The sequence below is a fragment of the Altererythrobacter sp. CAU 1644 genome, assembly GCF_029623755.1.
Classification (GTDB): domain Bacteria; phylum Pseudomonadota; class Alphaproteobacteria; order Sphingomonadales; family Sphingomonadaceae; genus Erythrobacter; species Erythrobacter arenosus.
Genome location: NZ_CP121106.1, coordinates 1,663,939 through 1,677,739, shown reverse-complemented (window position 1 = coordinate 1,677,739; position 13,801 = coordinate 1,663,939). Strand labels below are relative to the sequence as shown.

Genomic DNA, 13,801 nt, shown 5'->3' with positions numbered 1-13,801 from the left:
TTCGCATCCTTCATTTCGACATTCTTCGAATTGAAGGAGATTCGCTGTGACTACCCCCAATCGCCTCGAACGGTATCTTATCATGATGTCGCGCTCGCTCAGCCTGTGCTGCCAGCGCGAGGTCGGCAATATTCCCACCCGCATGCTGGGCGGGCCCGACATGCGTGGCTGCCGCAAGTGAACGACGCTGCGGCCATCGCCTCGCTCTCTGCCCTCGCGCAGGATAACCGGCTGGCGGCATTTCGCCGGCTGGTGCGCGCGGGCGAGCGGGGCATGTCGGCCGGCGCCATCGCCGAAGCGCTCGGCATGGCGCCAAGCTCGCTGTCGTTCCACCTCGCCCAGCTGTCCGAGGCCGGCCTGGTGACGCAGGAACGGCAGCACCGCACCATTATCTATCGCGCCGACTATTCCGCGATTTATTCGCTGGTCGGCTATCTTCTCGAAAACTGCTGCGAGGCCGATGGCTGCGGCGCCGCAGCGCTCGAAGCACTGGAGCAAGCATCATGAAACGATTGCACGTCCATGTCGCGGTCAAGGATCTCGACCATTCGATCGGGTTCTATTCGACCCTGTTCGCCGCCGAACCCACCGTCGTGAAGCCGGACTACGCCAAATGGATGCTCGACGACCCGCGCGTGAATTTCGCCATCTCGCAGCGCGCCGACCATGGCGTGTCCCACCTCGGAATCCAGGTCGAGGACCAGGCGGAACTCGCCGAAGTCTATGACCGTCTGCAGGCGGCCGAAGGCCCGATCCTCGATGAAGGTGCGACCACCTGCTGCTATGCCCGCTCGATGAAACAATGGATCAGCGATCCGCAGGGCGTGACGTGGGAAACCTTCCTCACCACCGGCGACGCGGTCGATTACGGCAAGGGTCCCGATTTCACCGCGATGACAGCCGACGCCGCCTGAACTGCGGCGATCAGCCGAGGCTGGCCGGGCCGAATGCGCGCGGGAGGAGGTCGGACAGCCTGGTCTGCACGACTTCCTCCTCGCCCGCGCACCACACGACCGGATCCGTCCCGCCAAGTTCTGCCAGTTCGTTCAGCACCTGACGGCACCGGCCGCAGGGCGTGATCGGTGCGGCAGTGTCGCCGATCACGGCGACTTCCTCCAGCCCGCCGCGATGGCCCTCATCCATGGCCTTGGCCACAGCAACGGTCTCGGCGCAAAGCGCAAGCCCATAGCTGGCGTTCTCGATATTGGTCCCGGTTACCACCGTGCCATCGGCAAAGCGCAGCGCCGCGCCCACGCGAAACGACGAATAGGGTGAGTAGCTGTTGTCGAGCGCCGCCCGGGCCGCGGCAATCAGGCTGTCGCGATTGTTGTCTTTGCTCATCGCATGCCCTTCATCACGGTTGCACCACCACCCATTCGAGCTTCTCTTCCGACGCTTCCGTAGCGCGCTTGGCGTTGGCCGACCATAGCAGCCAGGGCCGCCCGCCATAATCGGGCGCGATCCGGTCGCGCACGAGCCACAGATCGCGCTCGATCTGCACGGCCAAACGATAATACGCCTCGAAATCCGGATAGATCTTGAGGATGGCCTGTTTGCCGGCATGCATTTCAACCTGGTTGATGAAGGTCATCAGCTCGCTCTCGACCCGCGCACTGCTGACCGGCTCCGGGCAGGATTCTCCCGTTCCGCTCAAGGTGATTGCGGGCGGCAGCAGGTCTGCATCGCGCGGCACCATCGTCACGAAATTGGCCGATTGCGCATCGGCGCTGGCGCAGGGATCGAACAGGTGCAACGCGCCGACCTTCAGTCCCGCGCGCGCCGCCGCCGCGACATTGCGCGCGAAACGCGCATCCTTGGCTGCTGCACCTTCGCTCGCGCGCAGATAGACGAACTGCCCGCCGAGCGCGCGAACCGTTTCGAACCCCACCAGGCCGTTTAGATCGGTCACATAGGCGCCCTGTTCCGGGTACGACGCCTCGTCCGGTGCCCAGCGCTGCATGTCCCACCAATACCACAGCGCCCCGGCCAGCAGCGCCAGCGCGAACGTTGCGACAAGATAGAGGCGCCACTTGCGCCCTAGGCTGGATTTCCTGCGTGCCATGAAGTTCGAGCCGACCCCTTATCAGCCCTTGATATGCAGCACGCAAATGAGCGTGAAAAGCCGCCGCGCGGTCGGAAAGTCTAGCTCCACCTTGCCTTCCAGGCGTTCCATCAGCAGCTCGGCGGCATTGTTGTGTATTCCCCGCCGCGCCATGTCGATCGTCTCGATCTCGGCCGGGGTGGCCTTGCGAATGGCCTGGTAATAGCTGTCGCAGATCGCGAAATACTCGCGGATCGGGCGACGAAAGCGGGCAAGGCCGATGATCAACTGCTCGAGCAGTTGTTCGCCCTCGTCGCTGATTGCCATTACCAGCCTGCCGTCCTGCACCGAGAGGCCGAGGCGATAGGGACCGCCGGCGCCACGCTCGACACTGCGCACCGGCTTGAAGCAGTTTTCCTCGATCAGGTCGAAGATCGCCACGCGCCGTTCCTGCTCGACATCGGCATTGCGCCAGATGATCGTTTCCTCGTCGAGCGAGATATGCGCGATGCGATGATTGTCGGCCATTGCACTGCGGCCTTTCGCAGATGCGAAGGGCGATTAGCAAGCGTTTCGGCAATCCATCCCCGCTATCCACAAGCCAGTGCGGCGCGAATGCCATGATTGGCCCTTGCGCGCTGCGACCATCGCAGCGCAAAAGGCCGCCATGGCCGAAACCGATCTGTTGATCCGCACCGTCGAGGATGCCCCGCAAGGGCGCACGCTCCCCTCCAATATCGAGGCGGAGGCGGCCTTTCTGGGTGCAGTGCTGATCGACAACCGCGTGCTGGAAGAACTGCGCACGCCGATTCGGCCCGAACATTTCTTCGAGCCGCTGCATGAACGTATCTTCGAGCGGATCGTCAAACTGGTCGACCGCAATGCAACTGCCAGCCCGGTCACGCTCAAGCCCTATTTCGAGGCCGACGAGGCGCTCAAGGCTTTGGGCGGCACGACCTATCTCGCGCAACTGACCGCCGACGGCGCCGGCCTGCTGGCAGCAGGCGAGCTCGCCGCGCAGATTTACGACCTCGCGCTGCTGCGCGAACTCGTGAGCGTCGGGCGCGGGCTGGTCGAAGGCGCGCTCGACACCTCCGAAGATGTCGCGCCGATGGACAAGATCGCGCAGGCCGAAGCGGACCTGTTCAAGGTGGCCGAGGGAGCAACCACCGGCAGCGAAGCGTCGAGTTTCAAGCAGGCTGCGCTGACCGCCATCAAGATGGCCGAGGCAGCGATGAATTCGGGTGGCGGCCTGTCGGGCAAGACCACCGGACTCGACAGCATCGACCAGAAGACCTCGGGCCTGCACAATTCCGACCTCGTGATCCTCGCCGGGCGTCCGGGCATGGGCAAGACCTCGCTCGCCACCAACATCGCCTTCAACTGTGCCGAAGAGCACCTCAACTGGCAGCGCGACGGCGGCGAATTCAACTACGGCGCGCCGGTCGCCTTTTTCAGCCTCGAAATGAGCGCCGACCAGCTGGCAACGCGCATCCTCGCAGAGCAGGCCGAGATCAGCAGCGAGAGCCTGCGTTCAGGCAAGCTCAGCCGCGAGGAATTCCAGAAGCTTTCCTACGCCAGCCAGCGGCTCGCCGAGCTGCCGCTTTATATCGACGACACCCCCGCGCTCACCATCGCCGGGCTGCGCACCCGTGCGCGGCGCCTCAAGCGGCGGCACGATATCGGGCTGATCGTGGTCGACTACCTCCAGCTGCTGCAGGGGTCGGGCCGGGCACAGGACAACCGGGTCAACGAGATTTCGGAAATCAGCCGCGGCCTCAAAACATTGGCCAAGGAACTGAGCGTCCCGGTGATCGCGCTGTCGCAGCTCAGCCGCGCGGTCGAACAGCGCGAGGACAAGCGCCCTATGCTGTCGGACCTGCGCGAATCGGGCTCGATCGAGCAGGACGCCGACATGGTCTGGTTCATCTATCGTGGCGACTACTATCACCTCGCGTCGAAGCCCGACTTCCCCGATGCGACCTCTTCCTCCGAAGCGCAGGAAAAATATCGCATGTGGGAGGAGAAGCACGAAGAGCTGGTGGGCAAGGCGACGCTGATCGTGGCGAAGCAGCGCCACGGCTCGACCGGCAACGTCCCGCTGCATTTCCAGAGCGAGATCACCAAGTTCACCAGTCCCAACCGCAAGGATTATTCGGACTGGGGTTACGAATAAGGGCTTGGGCTAAAGGCCCAGGTTGAGCCGCCGCGACACGGTGTAGTCGACCACCGACACCAGGAACCAGGCGAGATTCCAGCGAATCCGATTGAACAGGGTCGCCTTCTTGCGGTGGCTTTCGCGCGTGATGTTCTCGGCCCCTGCCACATGCCAGTCGACATGCTCGCGCATCTTGGCCGCCAACGCGGCGTCTTCGATCCGCAGCATGATCTCGAGATTGAGATAGAGGCTGCGCATGTCGAAATTGGCGCTGCCGATGTAGGTCACATCGTCGATCACCAGCAGCTTGGTGTGAAGCTTGCACGCCTGAAACTCGTGCAGCTCCGCCCCCCTGTCGAGCAGGTAGGTATACAAGGAACGCGTAGCGCCGATGGTTGCGCCATTGTCCGATTTCCCCGCCATCACCAGCCGCGCGCGCCCGCGCCGCGCGATCGCGGCGATCTTGCGCATCATCCCGTTCGAGGGCGAGAAATAGGCCATCATCAGGTCGAGCCGCTGGGCCCCATCGAGGTCGCGCCTGACGCTGAGTGCCCAACTCGACAGGCGCGCCGTCGGCCCGCCGATCAGCACCTTGACCGCGCCTTCGCCGCCGCTCCATTCGCGCACCGCCCGGCGGATCGCGAGCCATTGCGCCTTGCGGCTCGAAACCCAGGATTCGAGCTTGGCAAACCATTCCTCGAGCTGATCGACCACCGGACCCTCGACAATGAGCCCGAGGTCGTTCCAGCCGTTCTCCTGCGGGCTGGCGAAATAGTCGTCGCCGACATTGAATCCGCCGACCATCGCGCGCTCGCCATCGGCGATCACGATCTTCTGGTGATTGCGGATCAAGAAGCGGCGGGTCCATTTGGGGCTGAACAGCCAGAACTTGCCGCCCGCCAGCACCAGCGGACGGAACTGGCTGTCGTCGCCGCTCGCGCCGAAACCGTCGACGATCAGCTTGACCTCGACCCCGCGCCGTGCCGCCGAAACGAGCGCATCGAGCACGCGCCAGCCGCTGTGGTCCTTGTCGAAGATGTAGAATGCGAGGCTCAGCGTGTGCTGCGCGCCGTCGATCATCGCGAGCAGCGCATCGAGCCGATCGCGGCCACCCGCGAGGATCTCGAAACCATGCCCCGCGGCTTCGATCGACAGGACCGGGGGATCGCGGAAATCGCGCACATCGATACCCCGTGCATCTTCCCCGCCCATGGCCAATTCGTTCCCCATTGCCATGCCTCTAAACGCATGTGGTGGGCACAAGCAATTTCTTGACTCATCGCCGCCCCTTCCCTAGGTGCAGCGCCTTTCCGACACTTGCATTTTATTGGAGTGCCCTATGGCGCGCGTTACTGTCGAAGATTGCGTCGACAAGGTTCCTAATCGCTTCGATCTCGTCCTGCTGGCTGCGCAGCGTGCGCGCGAAATCTCGGGCGGCAGCGAACTGACCATCGATCGCGACCGCGACAAGAATCCGGTCGTTGCGTTGCGCGAGATCGCCGAGCAGACGATCAAGCCCAAGGACCTGCAGGAAGCGGTCGTGACCAACCTGCAGAAGATCCTGCCGGACGACGAGGACGAGGCCGATGCGATCGGCTCGCTCAGCCAGTCGGCCGAAGCGCTGCGGATTACCGCGTCGGCGCCGGCCCGCTCGACCTCGCTCGGCGGCGACTACGACGGCTAAACCGGACGGTTGGCATTATCAAAGGGGCCGCTCCGTTGTGGGCGGCCCTTTTTGTTTGGATTGAACAGGCAGGAAGACGGAACAGAGCATGGCTGTCATCGCAGTCTACAGTGCAAAAGGCGGGGTGGGGAAAACCACCATCGCGGCCAATCTGGCATGGTTCTCGGCAGTCGAGGCCGGGCACGATACGCTGCTGTGGGACCTCGACGCTGCCGGCGGCGCGGGTTTCCTGTTCGGCGTCGAGCTCAAGGCCAAACGCGCAGGCGCCCTGTTCTCGCGTGACGAGGCGCCAGAGGAATTGCTGTGGGAGACCGGCTATCCCGGCCTCGACCTGCTGCCCGCCGATGCCAGCCTGCGCCAGCTCGATACCCAGTTGACCCAGATGGGCAAGAAGCGTCGCCTGGCGAAACTGGCGAAGGGGCTCGATCAGCAATACGACCGAGTCATCCTCGACTGCCCCCCCGGGATCAACGAGATTTCGAGCCAGGTCTTGCGAACCGCCGAGATCGTGATCGTGCCGCTCCCGCCCTCCCCACTGTCGCAGCGCGCGCTCGATATGGTGACCGCCGAGATCAAGCGGGTTGGCGACAAGGGGCCGTCGATCCTTCCCGTGTTCTCGATGGTCGATGGCCGCCGAAAACTGCACCGCGAGGCGCTCGAGGCACAGCCGCGTTATCCCGTGCTGCCCTATTCGAGCCCGGTCGAGCAATGCGCTGTGCGCAACCAGCCTGTCGGAGCTTTCGCCCGCTCGACGCCCGCGGCCGAGCAGTTCGCCCGGCTGTGGAAGGCGATCGACGCCAAGCTCAAGCGCCGCTGAGCATAGGGCGCCACGCGCCCTTTCCCTCTCGCGTCGCGCTCGCCTATAGTGGTCGCAGACGGGGAAAGGCATGAGCGATTTCGGCGAAGCATTGGGTACGGCGGTCGAAGGCAGCCTGTTCTCGCGCGCGTTCGGCGGGAAGAAGGGCGCCCTTACCGACAAGGATGGCCACCCAATCGAGCGGGGCCATTTCACCGAGGGCGATTGCCTCAATTGCGGCACCAGTATCCAGGGTGCGCATTGTCACAACTGCGGCCAGAAGGCACATCTCCACCGCACGCTAGGCGCTTTCCTGCACGACCTGCTCCACGGCGCCCTCCATTTCGACGGCAAGACCTGGCGCACGCTGCCAAAATTGCTGTTCAAGCCGGGGGAACTGACGCGTCGCTATATCGAGGGCGAGCGCGCCAAATTCGTCAGCCCGATGGCGATGTTCCTGTTCAGCGTATTCCTGATGTTCGCGGTGTTCCAGGCGCTGGGTATCAGCACGCCCAGCGAATTGCCCGACGATGCCGTGGTAGACGACGCAGTCATCCGCGCGGAAGAACGCGCTGCTACACAACTACAGGCGCTGGAGGAACGCGCTGCGTCCTTGCCCGAAGGCTCGCAAGAGAAAGAGGAGACCGAAAAGAGCCTGGCGGAAACGCGCAAGACGATCGAGGATCTGGAGAAAGCCGACCTCATCCAGGTGGGGCCAGATGGCAAATTTACGTTCAAGGGCACCGGCATCGGCTGGGTCGACAAGGTGATCGACAAGTGGCGCACCAATCCCGACCTGATGCTCTACAAGCTGCAGGCGAACGGCTATAAATTCAGCTGGTTGCTGATCCCGCTCTCGATCCCCTTCGTATGGCTGCTGTTTGCCTGGAAGCGTCGCTTCAAGGCCTATGATCACGCGATCTTCGTGACCTATTCGCTCGCCTTCATATCCATGCTGTTTATCACGCTGTCGCTTCTTTCGGCAGCAGGCATCGGAGGGGGATGGGTCTTCACTGCGCTGGCCATCATTCCGCCGGTCCACATCTACAAGCAGCTGCGCGGGACCTACGGGATCTCGCGCTTCTCGGCCTTGTGGCGACTGATCCTGCTGCTGGTCTTTGTCGTCGTGATCCTGCTCATGTTCCTGCAGATATTACTTCTGCTGGGAGCGTTCTGAGCACGCTTAGTTGCCGTTGAACGCTGGTGCTTTTTCCAACTCGTCCTGCGGGTCGTCCTCGTCGCGAAGATGTTCCTCGACCGCATCTGCGCCCTCGCTGACCCCTGCGGCGGCATCGGCAATGTGATCTTCGAGCACTTCGCCCGCAGCGTCGAGATTTTTGGCCGTGTCGTCGGCCGCGTGTTCGGCCATGACCTCGGCGTTGTCGCGCGTTTCTTCCGAACAGGCGGCAAGCGGCAGCGCCACGGCTGCGATGGAATAGGCAAATATGTTGCGCATGGTTTGGCTCCTGAAGCTTGGGTTCAGGAGCTCAACGCTTCAAGCGCCCTGAGGTGCCGGACCTTCCGACCCGCCGAACTTCTTGCCTGCCTTGGGCACGGCAGAACCGGTCGCCGGTTGGACCGCAATCGGACCTGAAGGCCGATCGGGACGGTCGATCTTGCCGTCCTTCATCAGTTGGTCGATCTCGTCGCCGGTCAGTGTCTCATATTCGAGCAGCGCCTGCGCAAGCAGGTGGAGCTTGTCCTCTTGGGTCTTGAGCACGTCCTGCGCCCGCTTGAGCCCGCCTTCGACCAGCGCCTTGATCTCGGCGTCGATCAGCTTGTTGGTTTCCGCGCCCGCCATGGTGCGCGCGGTCTGACCCATGCCGAGGTAGCCTTCCTGGCTCGCTTCGTACTGTAGCGGGCCGAGCTTGTCGGACATGCCCCACTTGGTGACCATGTTGCGCGCCAGGTCGGTGGCGTACTGGATGTCGCCCGAGGCGCCGGAAGACACCTTGTCGTGCCCGAAGATGATCTCTTCCGCCACGCGGCCGCCCATGGCGACTGCCAAGTTCGCGTGCATCTTGTCACGATGGTAGGAGTAGTTGTCGCGCTCGGGCAGGCGCATCACCATGCCCAGTGCACGGCCGCGCGGGATGATCGTCGCCTTGTGAATCGGGTCTGATGCCGGTTCGTTGATCGAGACGAGCGCATGCCCGGCTTCGTGATAGGCGGTCATCTTCTTCTCGTCGTCGGTCATGACCATCGAACGCCGCTCGGTGCCCATCATGACCTTGTCCTTGGCGTCCTCGAATTCCTGCATGGCCACGAGACGCTTGTTGCGGCGCGCCGCGAGCAGGGCCGCCTCGTTGACGAGGTTGGCGAGGTCCGCGCCCGAGAAACCGGGCGTGCCGCGCGCAATGGTGCGCGGATTGACGTCGGGCGCCAGCGGCACCTTCTTCATGTGCACGGCGAGGATCTTCTCGCGCCCGTCGATATCGGGGATCGGCACCACGACCTGGCGGTCAAAGCGGCCCGGGCGCAGCAGCGCCGGGTCAAGCACGTCGGGGCGGTTGGTCGCCGCGATGATGATGATGCCTTCGTTGGCTTCGAAACCATCCATTTCGACAAGTAGCTGGTTGAGCGTCTGCTCGCGCTCGTCGTTCGAATTGCCGAGGCCATGGCCGCGGTGGCGGCCGACCGCATCGATTTCGTCGATGAAGACGATGCAGGGCGCGTTCTTCTTGGCCTGTTCGAACATGTCGCGCACGCGGCTCGCGCCGACGCCGACGAACATCTCGACGAAGTCCGAACCCGAGATGGTGAAGAAGGGGACGCCCGCCTCGCCCGCAATGGCCCGGGCCAGCAGCGTCTTGCCGGTACCGGGTGAGCCGACCAGCAGCGCGCCCTTGGGGATCTGACCGCCAAGCTTGGAGAAGCGGTGCGGGTCCTTGAGGAATTCGACGATCTCCTCGAGCTCCTCGCGCGCTTCATCGATGCCGGCCACGTCGTCGAAGGTCACGCGCCCCTGCCGCTCGGTGAGCAATTTGGCCTTGGACTTGCCAAATCCCATCGCGCCGCCGCCTCCGCCTTTCTGCACCTGGCGCAGCGCGAAGAAGGCGATCCCGAGGATCAGCAGGAAGGGCAGTGTCTGGATGAGGATGTAGAGCAGCACATTGCCTTCATCCGCCTCGGCCCCCGAATATTTCACCCTGTTGGCTTCGAGCAGCTTGGGCAGTTCGTCGTCGTTCGCGACCGGCACGGTCGAGAATGTCTTCTTGTTCTTGAGCACACCAGTGATCCGGTCGGGCGCGATCTGCACCTCCTGCACCGAACCTTCGGCCACACGCTCGCGGAAATCGGAATAGCGGATCTGCGTTCCGGCCGGCTCGCTCGCGCTGCCGAACATCGACACAACCAGCAGCAGCGCCAGGAAAACGCCGCCCCAGATCATCAGGCTCTTGACGAGGGGGTTCGGCCCTTCGGGGCCTTCGCCGCCGGAGTTGGGGTCGCGCGGGTCGTTCTGGTTGCTCATCGGAAAAGCATTCCTTTCTGTTCGACTATGTAGGCGTAGGCGGGTGAATGGCAAGATAACGCGCCGCCATTCGCGCGGCTGTTTTTCGATTGGAGAAATCGAGGGTTCCGAAAGACACCGCTAGCGCCCACTTGATTGATCAATCAACTTGTGCTTGGTTGAACGCTCAATCAAGAGGTGATTCGCATGAATATCGCTACTCGAGACAAGATCGTGATGACGGCGCTCGAACTCTTCTACGTGAAGGGATTCAACTCGACTTCGATCGCCGACATCCTCAGCCGCAGCCAGGTGCATTCGGGCAGTCTCTATCATTTCTTCCCGGGCAAGCAGGACCTGCTCATCGCGGTGCTCGAGTTTTACCGCGACGGGATCAAGGAACACCTGCTCGACCTCGCCTGGGTCGGGGTCGAGGATCCGGTCGAGAAGGTGTTCGCGCTGCTTAACGGCTATCGCACCGGCCTGTTGATGAGCGACTTCGCCCACGGCTGCCCGATCGGGAACCTGGCGCTTGAGCTGTCCGAGCCCGATCCGCGCATCCGCGAATTGCTCGACGTCAACTTCAAGAACTGGATCGGCGCGGTCGAGCACTGCCTGCTCGAGGCAGGCAATCGGCTGCCGCCGGAAACCGACCGCCGCGCGCTGGCCGAGTTCATCCTGACCACGATGGAAGGCGCGATCATGCAGGCGCGCACCGCACGCGACATCGGCGTGTTCGATCGCAACATCGCGGTGCTCCGCGCGCATATCGAACTGCTGATGGACAAGGCGAGGCAGCCGTCATGAAGCGCCGTGCACTCCTGAACTTATGCGCCGCGCTCACAATCGGCCTGGCGTCACCGCTCGCTGCGCAGGAAGGCGAAGTATCGGTCGAGGTGATCGAAGAGAGCGACGGCACCCGCACACTCGTCCACGAGACGATCATCGATGCCCCGGTCGCCGCCGTGTGGGCGACACTTTCGACCGAAGCGGGATGGCTGATGTGGGGCCCGAAGTTCGCGCGCTTCGACTTGCGGGCGGGCGGTTCCATCGAAACCGGCTATCATGAGGGCGCAACGATGGGCGACCCGCAGAATATTCGTCATCGCATCCTGGCGTTCGTTCCCGAACGGATGATCGCGCTCAAGGTAGAACAGGCGCCGGAGAGAGGGCTGGTCAGCATGGATACGCTGGCGCCCTTGTGGGGCGTCTACGAACTGGAGCCTGTCGGGCCGGATCGCACAAGGCTGCGGATTGCCGGGCTAGGCTACGGCAATGACGACGCCTCGTCGCAGATGCTCGGGTTCTTCAAGGCAGGCAACGTCTATTCGATCGAGCTTCTGCGCCAGAACCTCGCCGAGCGATCGGCAGCCAAAGTTCAAACAGGGAGGGAATGATGGAAGTAAACTGGATTGGCATTATTGCCGCTGCCGTGTCCGCCTTCGTGCTCGGCGGACTGTGGTACGGGCCGCTCTTCGGCAAGAAATGGATGGCCTATGTCGGCCTCACCGAAGAGGACGCGAAGAAGGCCAATATGGCCATGATTTTCGGCGGAGCCTTTGTCCTGTCGCTGCTGGCCGCCTTCGTTTTCGCGATGTTCCTGGGGCCCGAGATCACCATGCAGGAAGGCGCGCTCTACGGCTTCTCTGCGGGTCTGTTCTGGGTCGGCGCGAGCTTCGGCATCAACTACCTGTTCGCGCAGCGCCAGTTCGGGCTGTGGCTGATCGACGCCGGCTACGCGACGCTGCAGTTTACGCTCTACGGGCTGCTGATCGGGCTGTTCAACTAGGCCGCGGCATAGGCCGCAAGGAAGACCTCGACCGCTCCCTCGATCCGGGCGCGGTCGACTTCCTCGTTGCGCTCCATGCCGAAGCGGCGTTCGAGGTCGCCCATGCCCTTGACCATGGAGACGAATTGCTCGGCTGCGATGGCGCAGTCGTCGATCTCGAGCTCGCCTGCCTCGACGAGGCTCTCGAGGAGGCCCGCGAAGGCTCCTTTCATGCGGTGAGGTCCGGCATTGAGGAAGGCGCGGCCGATTTCCGGATCGTGTTCGGTCTCGGCCGCGACCCGGCGGTCGAACCGGACGAGTTCGGGGCGCGAGAGGAACGCGCTCATCGCCTCGCCAATCACGGTCAGGCGATCGACCAGCGAACCAGACGACGCCGGCCGCATCTCGAACAGGCCGCGCATGCGTTCGCATTCATATTCGACCGCGGCTCCGAACAGCGAACGCTTGTCGCCGAAGTGATTGTAGACGGTGACCTTCGAAACGCCGGCATCCGCGGCGACCTGTTCGATTGCTGTAGCCTCGTAGCCGACGTCGAAGAAGCTGCGCGCGGCAGCGGCAATCATCGCCTCGCGCTTGGCAAGGTCGGTCGGGCGACCGCGAGCACCCGCCCGCGCGCGCGGGCAGAACCTTGATTCTCCAGGGCGAAGGCGGGTTGACAAAATGAACGCATCCGTACAATTAAACGCAACCGTTCAATAATGGCCGATAAGGTCGCGAGTCGCAACCCCAACCAGGAGTTCCTCTCCACATGCTCTGGATAGCCATCCGCATGCTGACCGGGGACCGCCAGAAGTTCTTCGGCCTGTTGTTCGGGATCGCCTTCTCGACGCTGCTGATCACGCAGCAATTGGTCATCTTCGTGAACCTGATCGAGCGGGGTGCCAGCGGCGTCTACAACAACGCCAATGCCGAGATTTACGTGATGGACCCGGTCAGCCGCACGACCGATGTGATCTATCCCCTCCCCTCGACCGCGCTCGACCAGGTGCGTTCGGTTCCCGGCGTCGAATGGGCCGTCCCGCAATTGCGCGCCAACGCTGCCGTGCGCACAAGCACCGGCGATCTCGAGCAGGTGGCGATCATCGGGGTGGACGATACGACCCTGATCGGCCTGCCCAAGAACCTGCTGATTGGCAGCAAGGAGGATCTCTCGATCCCCGATACGGTCATCATCGACGACGTCGGGGCCGAGCGGATGTTCGAGGATGGCGATCCGATCGGGCAACGGCTGGAGCTCAACGACCAGCGCGCGGTGATCCGCGGCATGGCCGACACGATCCCCAGCTTCACCAGCACCGCAGTGCTCTACACCACCTATTCGCAGGCGCTGCGCTATGTGCCCGGGACGCGCAACCGGATGAGCCTGGTGCTGGCCGGCGTAGCCGAGGGCACGACCCCCGAGCAGGCCGTCGCGCGGATCGAGGAACAGACCGGATTGCGGGCGCGCACCAGCAAGCAGTTCGCGCAGGACGGGGTCGATTTCATCATCGAGAACACCGGCATCCCGTTCAATTTCGGCATCACGGTCGCGCTCGGCTTCGTCGTCGGCGTGGCGATCGTCGGCCTCACCTTCAGCCTGTTCATCCGCGACAACATCAAGCAGTTCGGCGCGCTCAAGGCGATCGGCGTGACCAACGGCAAGCTCGTGCGCATGGTAGGGGTGCAGGCCGGCATGGTCGGCGCGATCGGCTATGCGCTGGGGCTGGTCGGCACGGCCGTCTTCATCTGGGCGTTCGGCAATAACCCGACCTTCAAGGGATTCTATATCCCCTGGCAGATCCCGCTGATCAGTTTCGTGGCGGTCGTCCTGATCCTGGCGATGACCGGCTGGATCGCCATGCGCAAGGTGCTCAACACCGAACCCGCGGCGGTGTTTCGCTGA

The 13,801-nt window shown here is 63.3% G+C and carries 18 protein-coding genes; 11 read left to right on the top strand and 7 right to left on the bottom strand.

Annotation, left to right across the window (positions count from 1 at the left end; all coding sequences use genetic code 11):
- Positions 1-46 precede the first annotated feature (46 nt).
- Genes P7228_RS08260 through P7228_RS08250 form a run of 3 tightly spaced genes read left to right on the top strand, consistent with a single transcriptional unit; the run spans position 47 to position 914 of the window.
- Positions 47-181 carry a hypothetical protein gene (locus P7228_RS08260; protein ID WP_278014772.1) on the top strand — a complete coding sequence of 45 codons (135 nt, stop codon included), beginning with the start codon at positions 47-49 and terminating at the stop codon, positions 179-181.
- Positions 178-507 (top strand): ArsR/SmtB family transcription factor, encoded by a 330-nt coding sequence (locus tag P7228_RS08255; RefSeq protein WP_278014771.1) that lies wholly within the window; start codon positions 178-180, stop codon positions 505-507. Before P7228_RS08260 ends, P7228_RS08255 begins: the two co-directional genes overlap by 4 nt.
- Positions 504-914, top strand: coding sequence for an ArsI/CadI family heavy metal resistance metalloenzyme (locus P7228_RS08250; RefSeq protein WP_278014770.1), 411 nt, complete (start codon positions 504-506; stop codon positions 912-914). The genes P7228_RS08255 and P7228_RS08250 overlap by 4 nt, the downstream gene beginning before the upstream one ends.
- A 10-nt stretch (positions 915-924) precedes the next feature.
- Here P7228_RS08250 and P7228_RS08245 read toward each other — a convergent pair whose 3' ends face one another.
- Genes P7228_RS08245 through P7228_RS08235 form a run of 3 tightly spaced genes read right to left on the bottom strand, consistent with a single transcriptional unit; the run spans position 925 to position 2,569 of the window.
- The gene (locus P7228_RS08245) at positions 925-1,341 is read right to left on the bottom strand and encodes a cytidine deaminase (RefSeq protein WP_278014769.1); all 417 of its coding nucleotides are present in this window, start codon (positions 1,339-1,341) and stop codon (positions 925-927) included.
- A 13-nt stretch (positions 1,342-1,354) separates the two neighbouring features.
- Positions 1,355-2,062 carry a glycoside hydrolase family 25 protein gene (locus P7228_RS08240; protein WP_278014768.1) on the bottom strand — a complete coding sequence of 236 codons (708 nt, stop codon included), beginning with the start codon at positions 2,060-2,062 and terminating at the stop codon, positions 1,355-1,357.
- Positions 2,063-2,083: 21 nt separating this feature from the next.
- Positions 2,084-2,569, bottom strand: coding sequence for a UPF0262 family protein (locus tag P7228_RS08235; protein WP_278014767.1), 486 nt, complete (start codon positions 2,567-2,569; stop codon positions 2,084-2,086).
- Between the two features lie 139 nt (positions 2,570-2,708).
- Between P7228_RS08235 and P7228_RS08230 the strand changes: the two genes are divergently transcribed.
- Positions 2,709-4,217 carry a replicative DNA helicase gene (locus P7228_RS08230; protein WP_278014766.1) on the top strand — a complete coding sequence of 503 codons (1,509 nt, stop codon included), beginning with the start codon at positions 2,709-2,711 and terminating at the stop codon, positions 4,215-4,217.
- Between the two features lie 9 nt (positions 4,218-4,226).
- Here P7228_RS08230 and P7228_RS08225 read toward each other — a convergent pair whose 3' ends face one another.
- Positions 4,227-5,411, bottom strand: coding sequence for a phospholipase D-like domain-containing protein (locus P7228_RS08225; RefSeq protein ID WP_278014765.1), 1,185 nt, complete (start codon positions 5,409-5,411; stop codon positions 4,227-4,229).
- A gap of 127 nt (positions 5,412-5,538) precedes the next feature.
- Here P7228_RS08225 and rpoZ point away from each other — a divergent pair, with 127 nt between their 5' ends.
- The 3 genes from rpoZ (at position 5,539) to P7228_RS08210 (ending at position 7,856) form a co-directional block, all read left to right on the top strand.
- Entirely contained in the window at positions 5,539-5,883 is a 345-nt protein-coding gene (rpoZ, locus tag P7228_RS08220) for a DNA-directed RNA polymerase subunit omega (RefSeq protein ID WP_278014764.1), read from the top strand.
- Positions 5,884-5,971: 88 nt separating this feature from the next.
- Complete coding sequence (locus tag P7228_RS08215) at positions 5,972-6,700, top strand: ParA family protein (RefSeq protein WP_278014763.1); 729 nt, start codon at positions 5,972-5,974, stop codon at positions 6,698-6,700.
- A gap of 70 nt (positions 6,701-6,770) precedes the next feature.
- Positions 6,771-7,856 (top strand): DUF3667 domain-containing protein, encoded by a 1,086-nt coding sequence (locus tag P7228_RS08210; RefSeq protein ID WP_278014762.1) that lies wholly within the window; start codon positions 6,771-6,773, stop codon positions 7,854-7,856.
- Between the two features lie 6 nt (positions 7,857-7,862).
- Here P7228_RS08210 and P7228_RS08205 read toward each other — a convergent pair whose 3' ends face one another.
- Both P7228_RS08205 and ftsH read right to left on the bottom strand, forming a co-directional pair.
- Positions 7,863-8,135, bottom strand: coding sequence for a hypothetical protein (locus tag P7228_RS08205; protein WP_278014761.1), 273 nt, complete (start codon positions 8,133-8,135; stop codon positions 7,863-7,865).
- A gap of 39 nt (positions 8,136-8,174) precedes the next feature.
- A complete protein-coding gene (gene ftsH / locus P7228_RS08200) occupies positions 8,175-10,151 on the bottom strand; it encodes an ATP-dependent zinc metalloprotease FtsH (protein WP_278014760.1) in 1,977 nt (658 codons plus the stop codon).
- A 186-nt stretch (positions 10,152-10,337) separates the two neighbouring features.
- On the opposite strand from ftsH, the gene P7228_RS08195 reads away from it, so the two are divergent.
- The 3 genes from P7228_RS08195 to P7228_RS08185 are packed head-to-tail and all read left to right on the top strand — an operon-like array spanning position 10,338 to position 11,919.
- The gene (locus tag P7228_RS08195) at positions 10,338-10,937 is read left to right on the top strand and encodes a TetR/AcrR family transcriptional regulator (protein ID WP_278014759.1); all 600 of its coding nucleotides are present in this window, start codon (positions 10,338-10,340) and stop codon (positions 10,935-10,937) included.
- Positions 10,934-11,527, top strand: coding sequence for an SRPBCC family protein (locus tag P7228_RS08190; protein WP_278014758.1), 594 nt, complete (start codon positions 10,934-10,936; stop codon positions 11,525-11,527). Before P7228_RS08195 ends, P7228_RS08190 begins: the two co-directional genes overlap by 4 nt.
- The gene (locus tag P7228_RS08185) at positions 11,527-11,919 is read left to right on the top strand and encodes a DUF1761 domain-containing protein (RefSeq protein ID WP_278014757.1); all 393 of its coding nucleotides are present in this window, start codon (positions 11,527-11,529) and stop codon (positions 11,917-11,919) included. Before P7228_RS08190 ends, P7228_RS08185 begins: the two co-directional genes overlap by 1 nt.
- On the opposite strand, the gene P7228_RS08180 is transcribed toward P7228_RS08185, so the two are convergent.
- On the bottom strand, positions 11,916-12,482 hold the full coding sequence (locus P7228_RS08180) for a TetR/AcrR family transcriptional regulator (RefSeq protein WP_278014756.1): 567 nt from the start codon (positions 12,480-12,482) through the stop codon (positions 11,916-11,918). The genes P7228_RS08185 and P7228_RS08180 overlap by 4 nt on opposite strands.
- Positions 12,483-12,667: 185 nt before the next feature.
- On the opposite strand from P7228_RS08180, the gene P7228_RS08175 reads away from it, so the two are divergent.
- On the top strand, positions 12,668-13,801 hold the full coding sequence (locus tag P7228_RS08175; RefSeq protein ID WP_278014755.1) for an ABC transporter permease: 1,134 nt from the start codon (positions 12,668-12,670) through the stop codon (positions 13,799-13,801).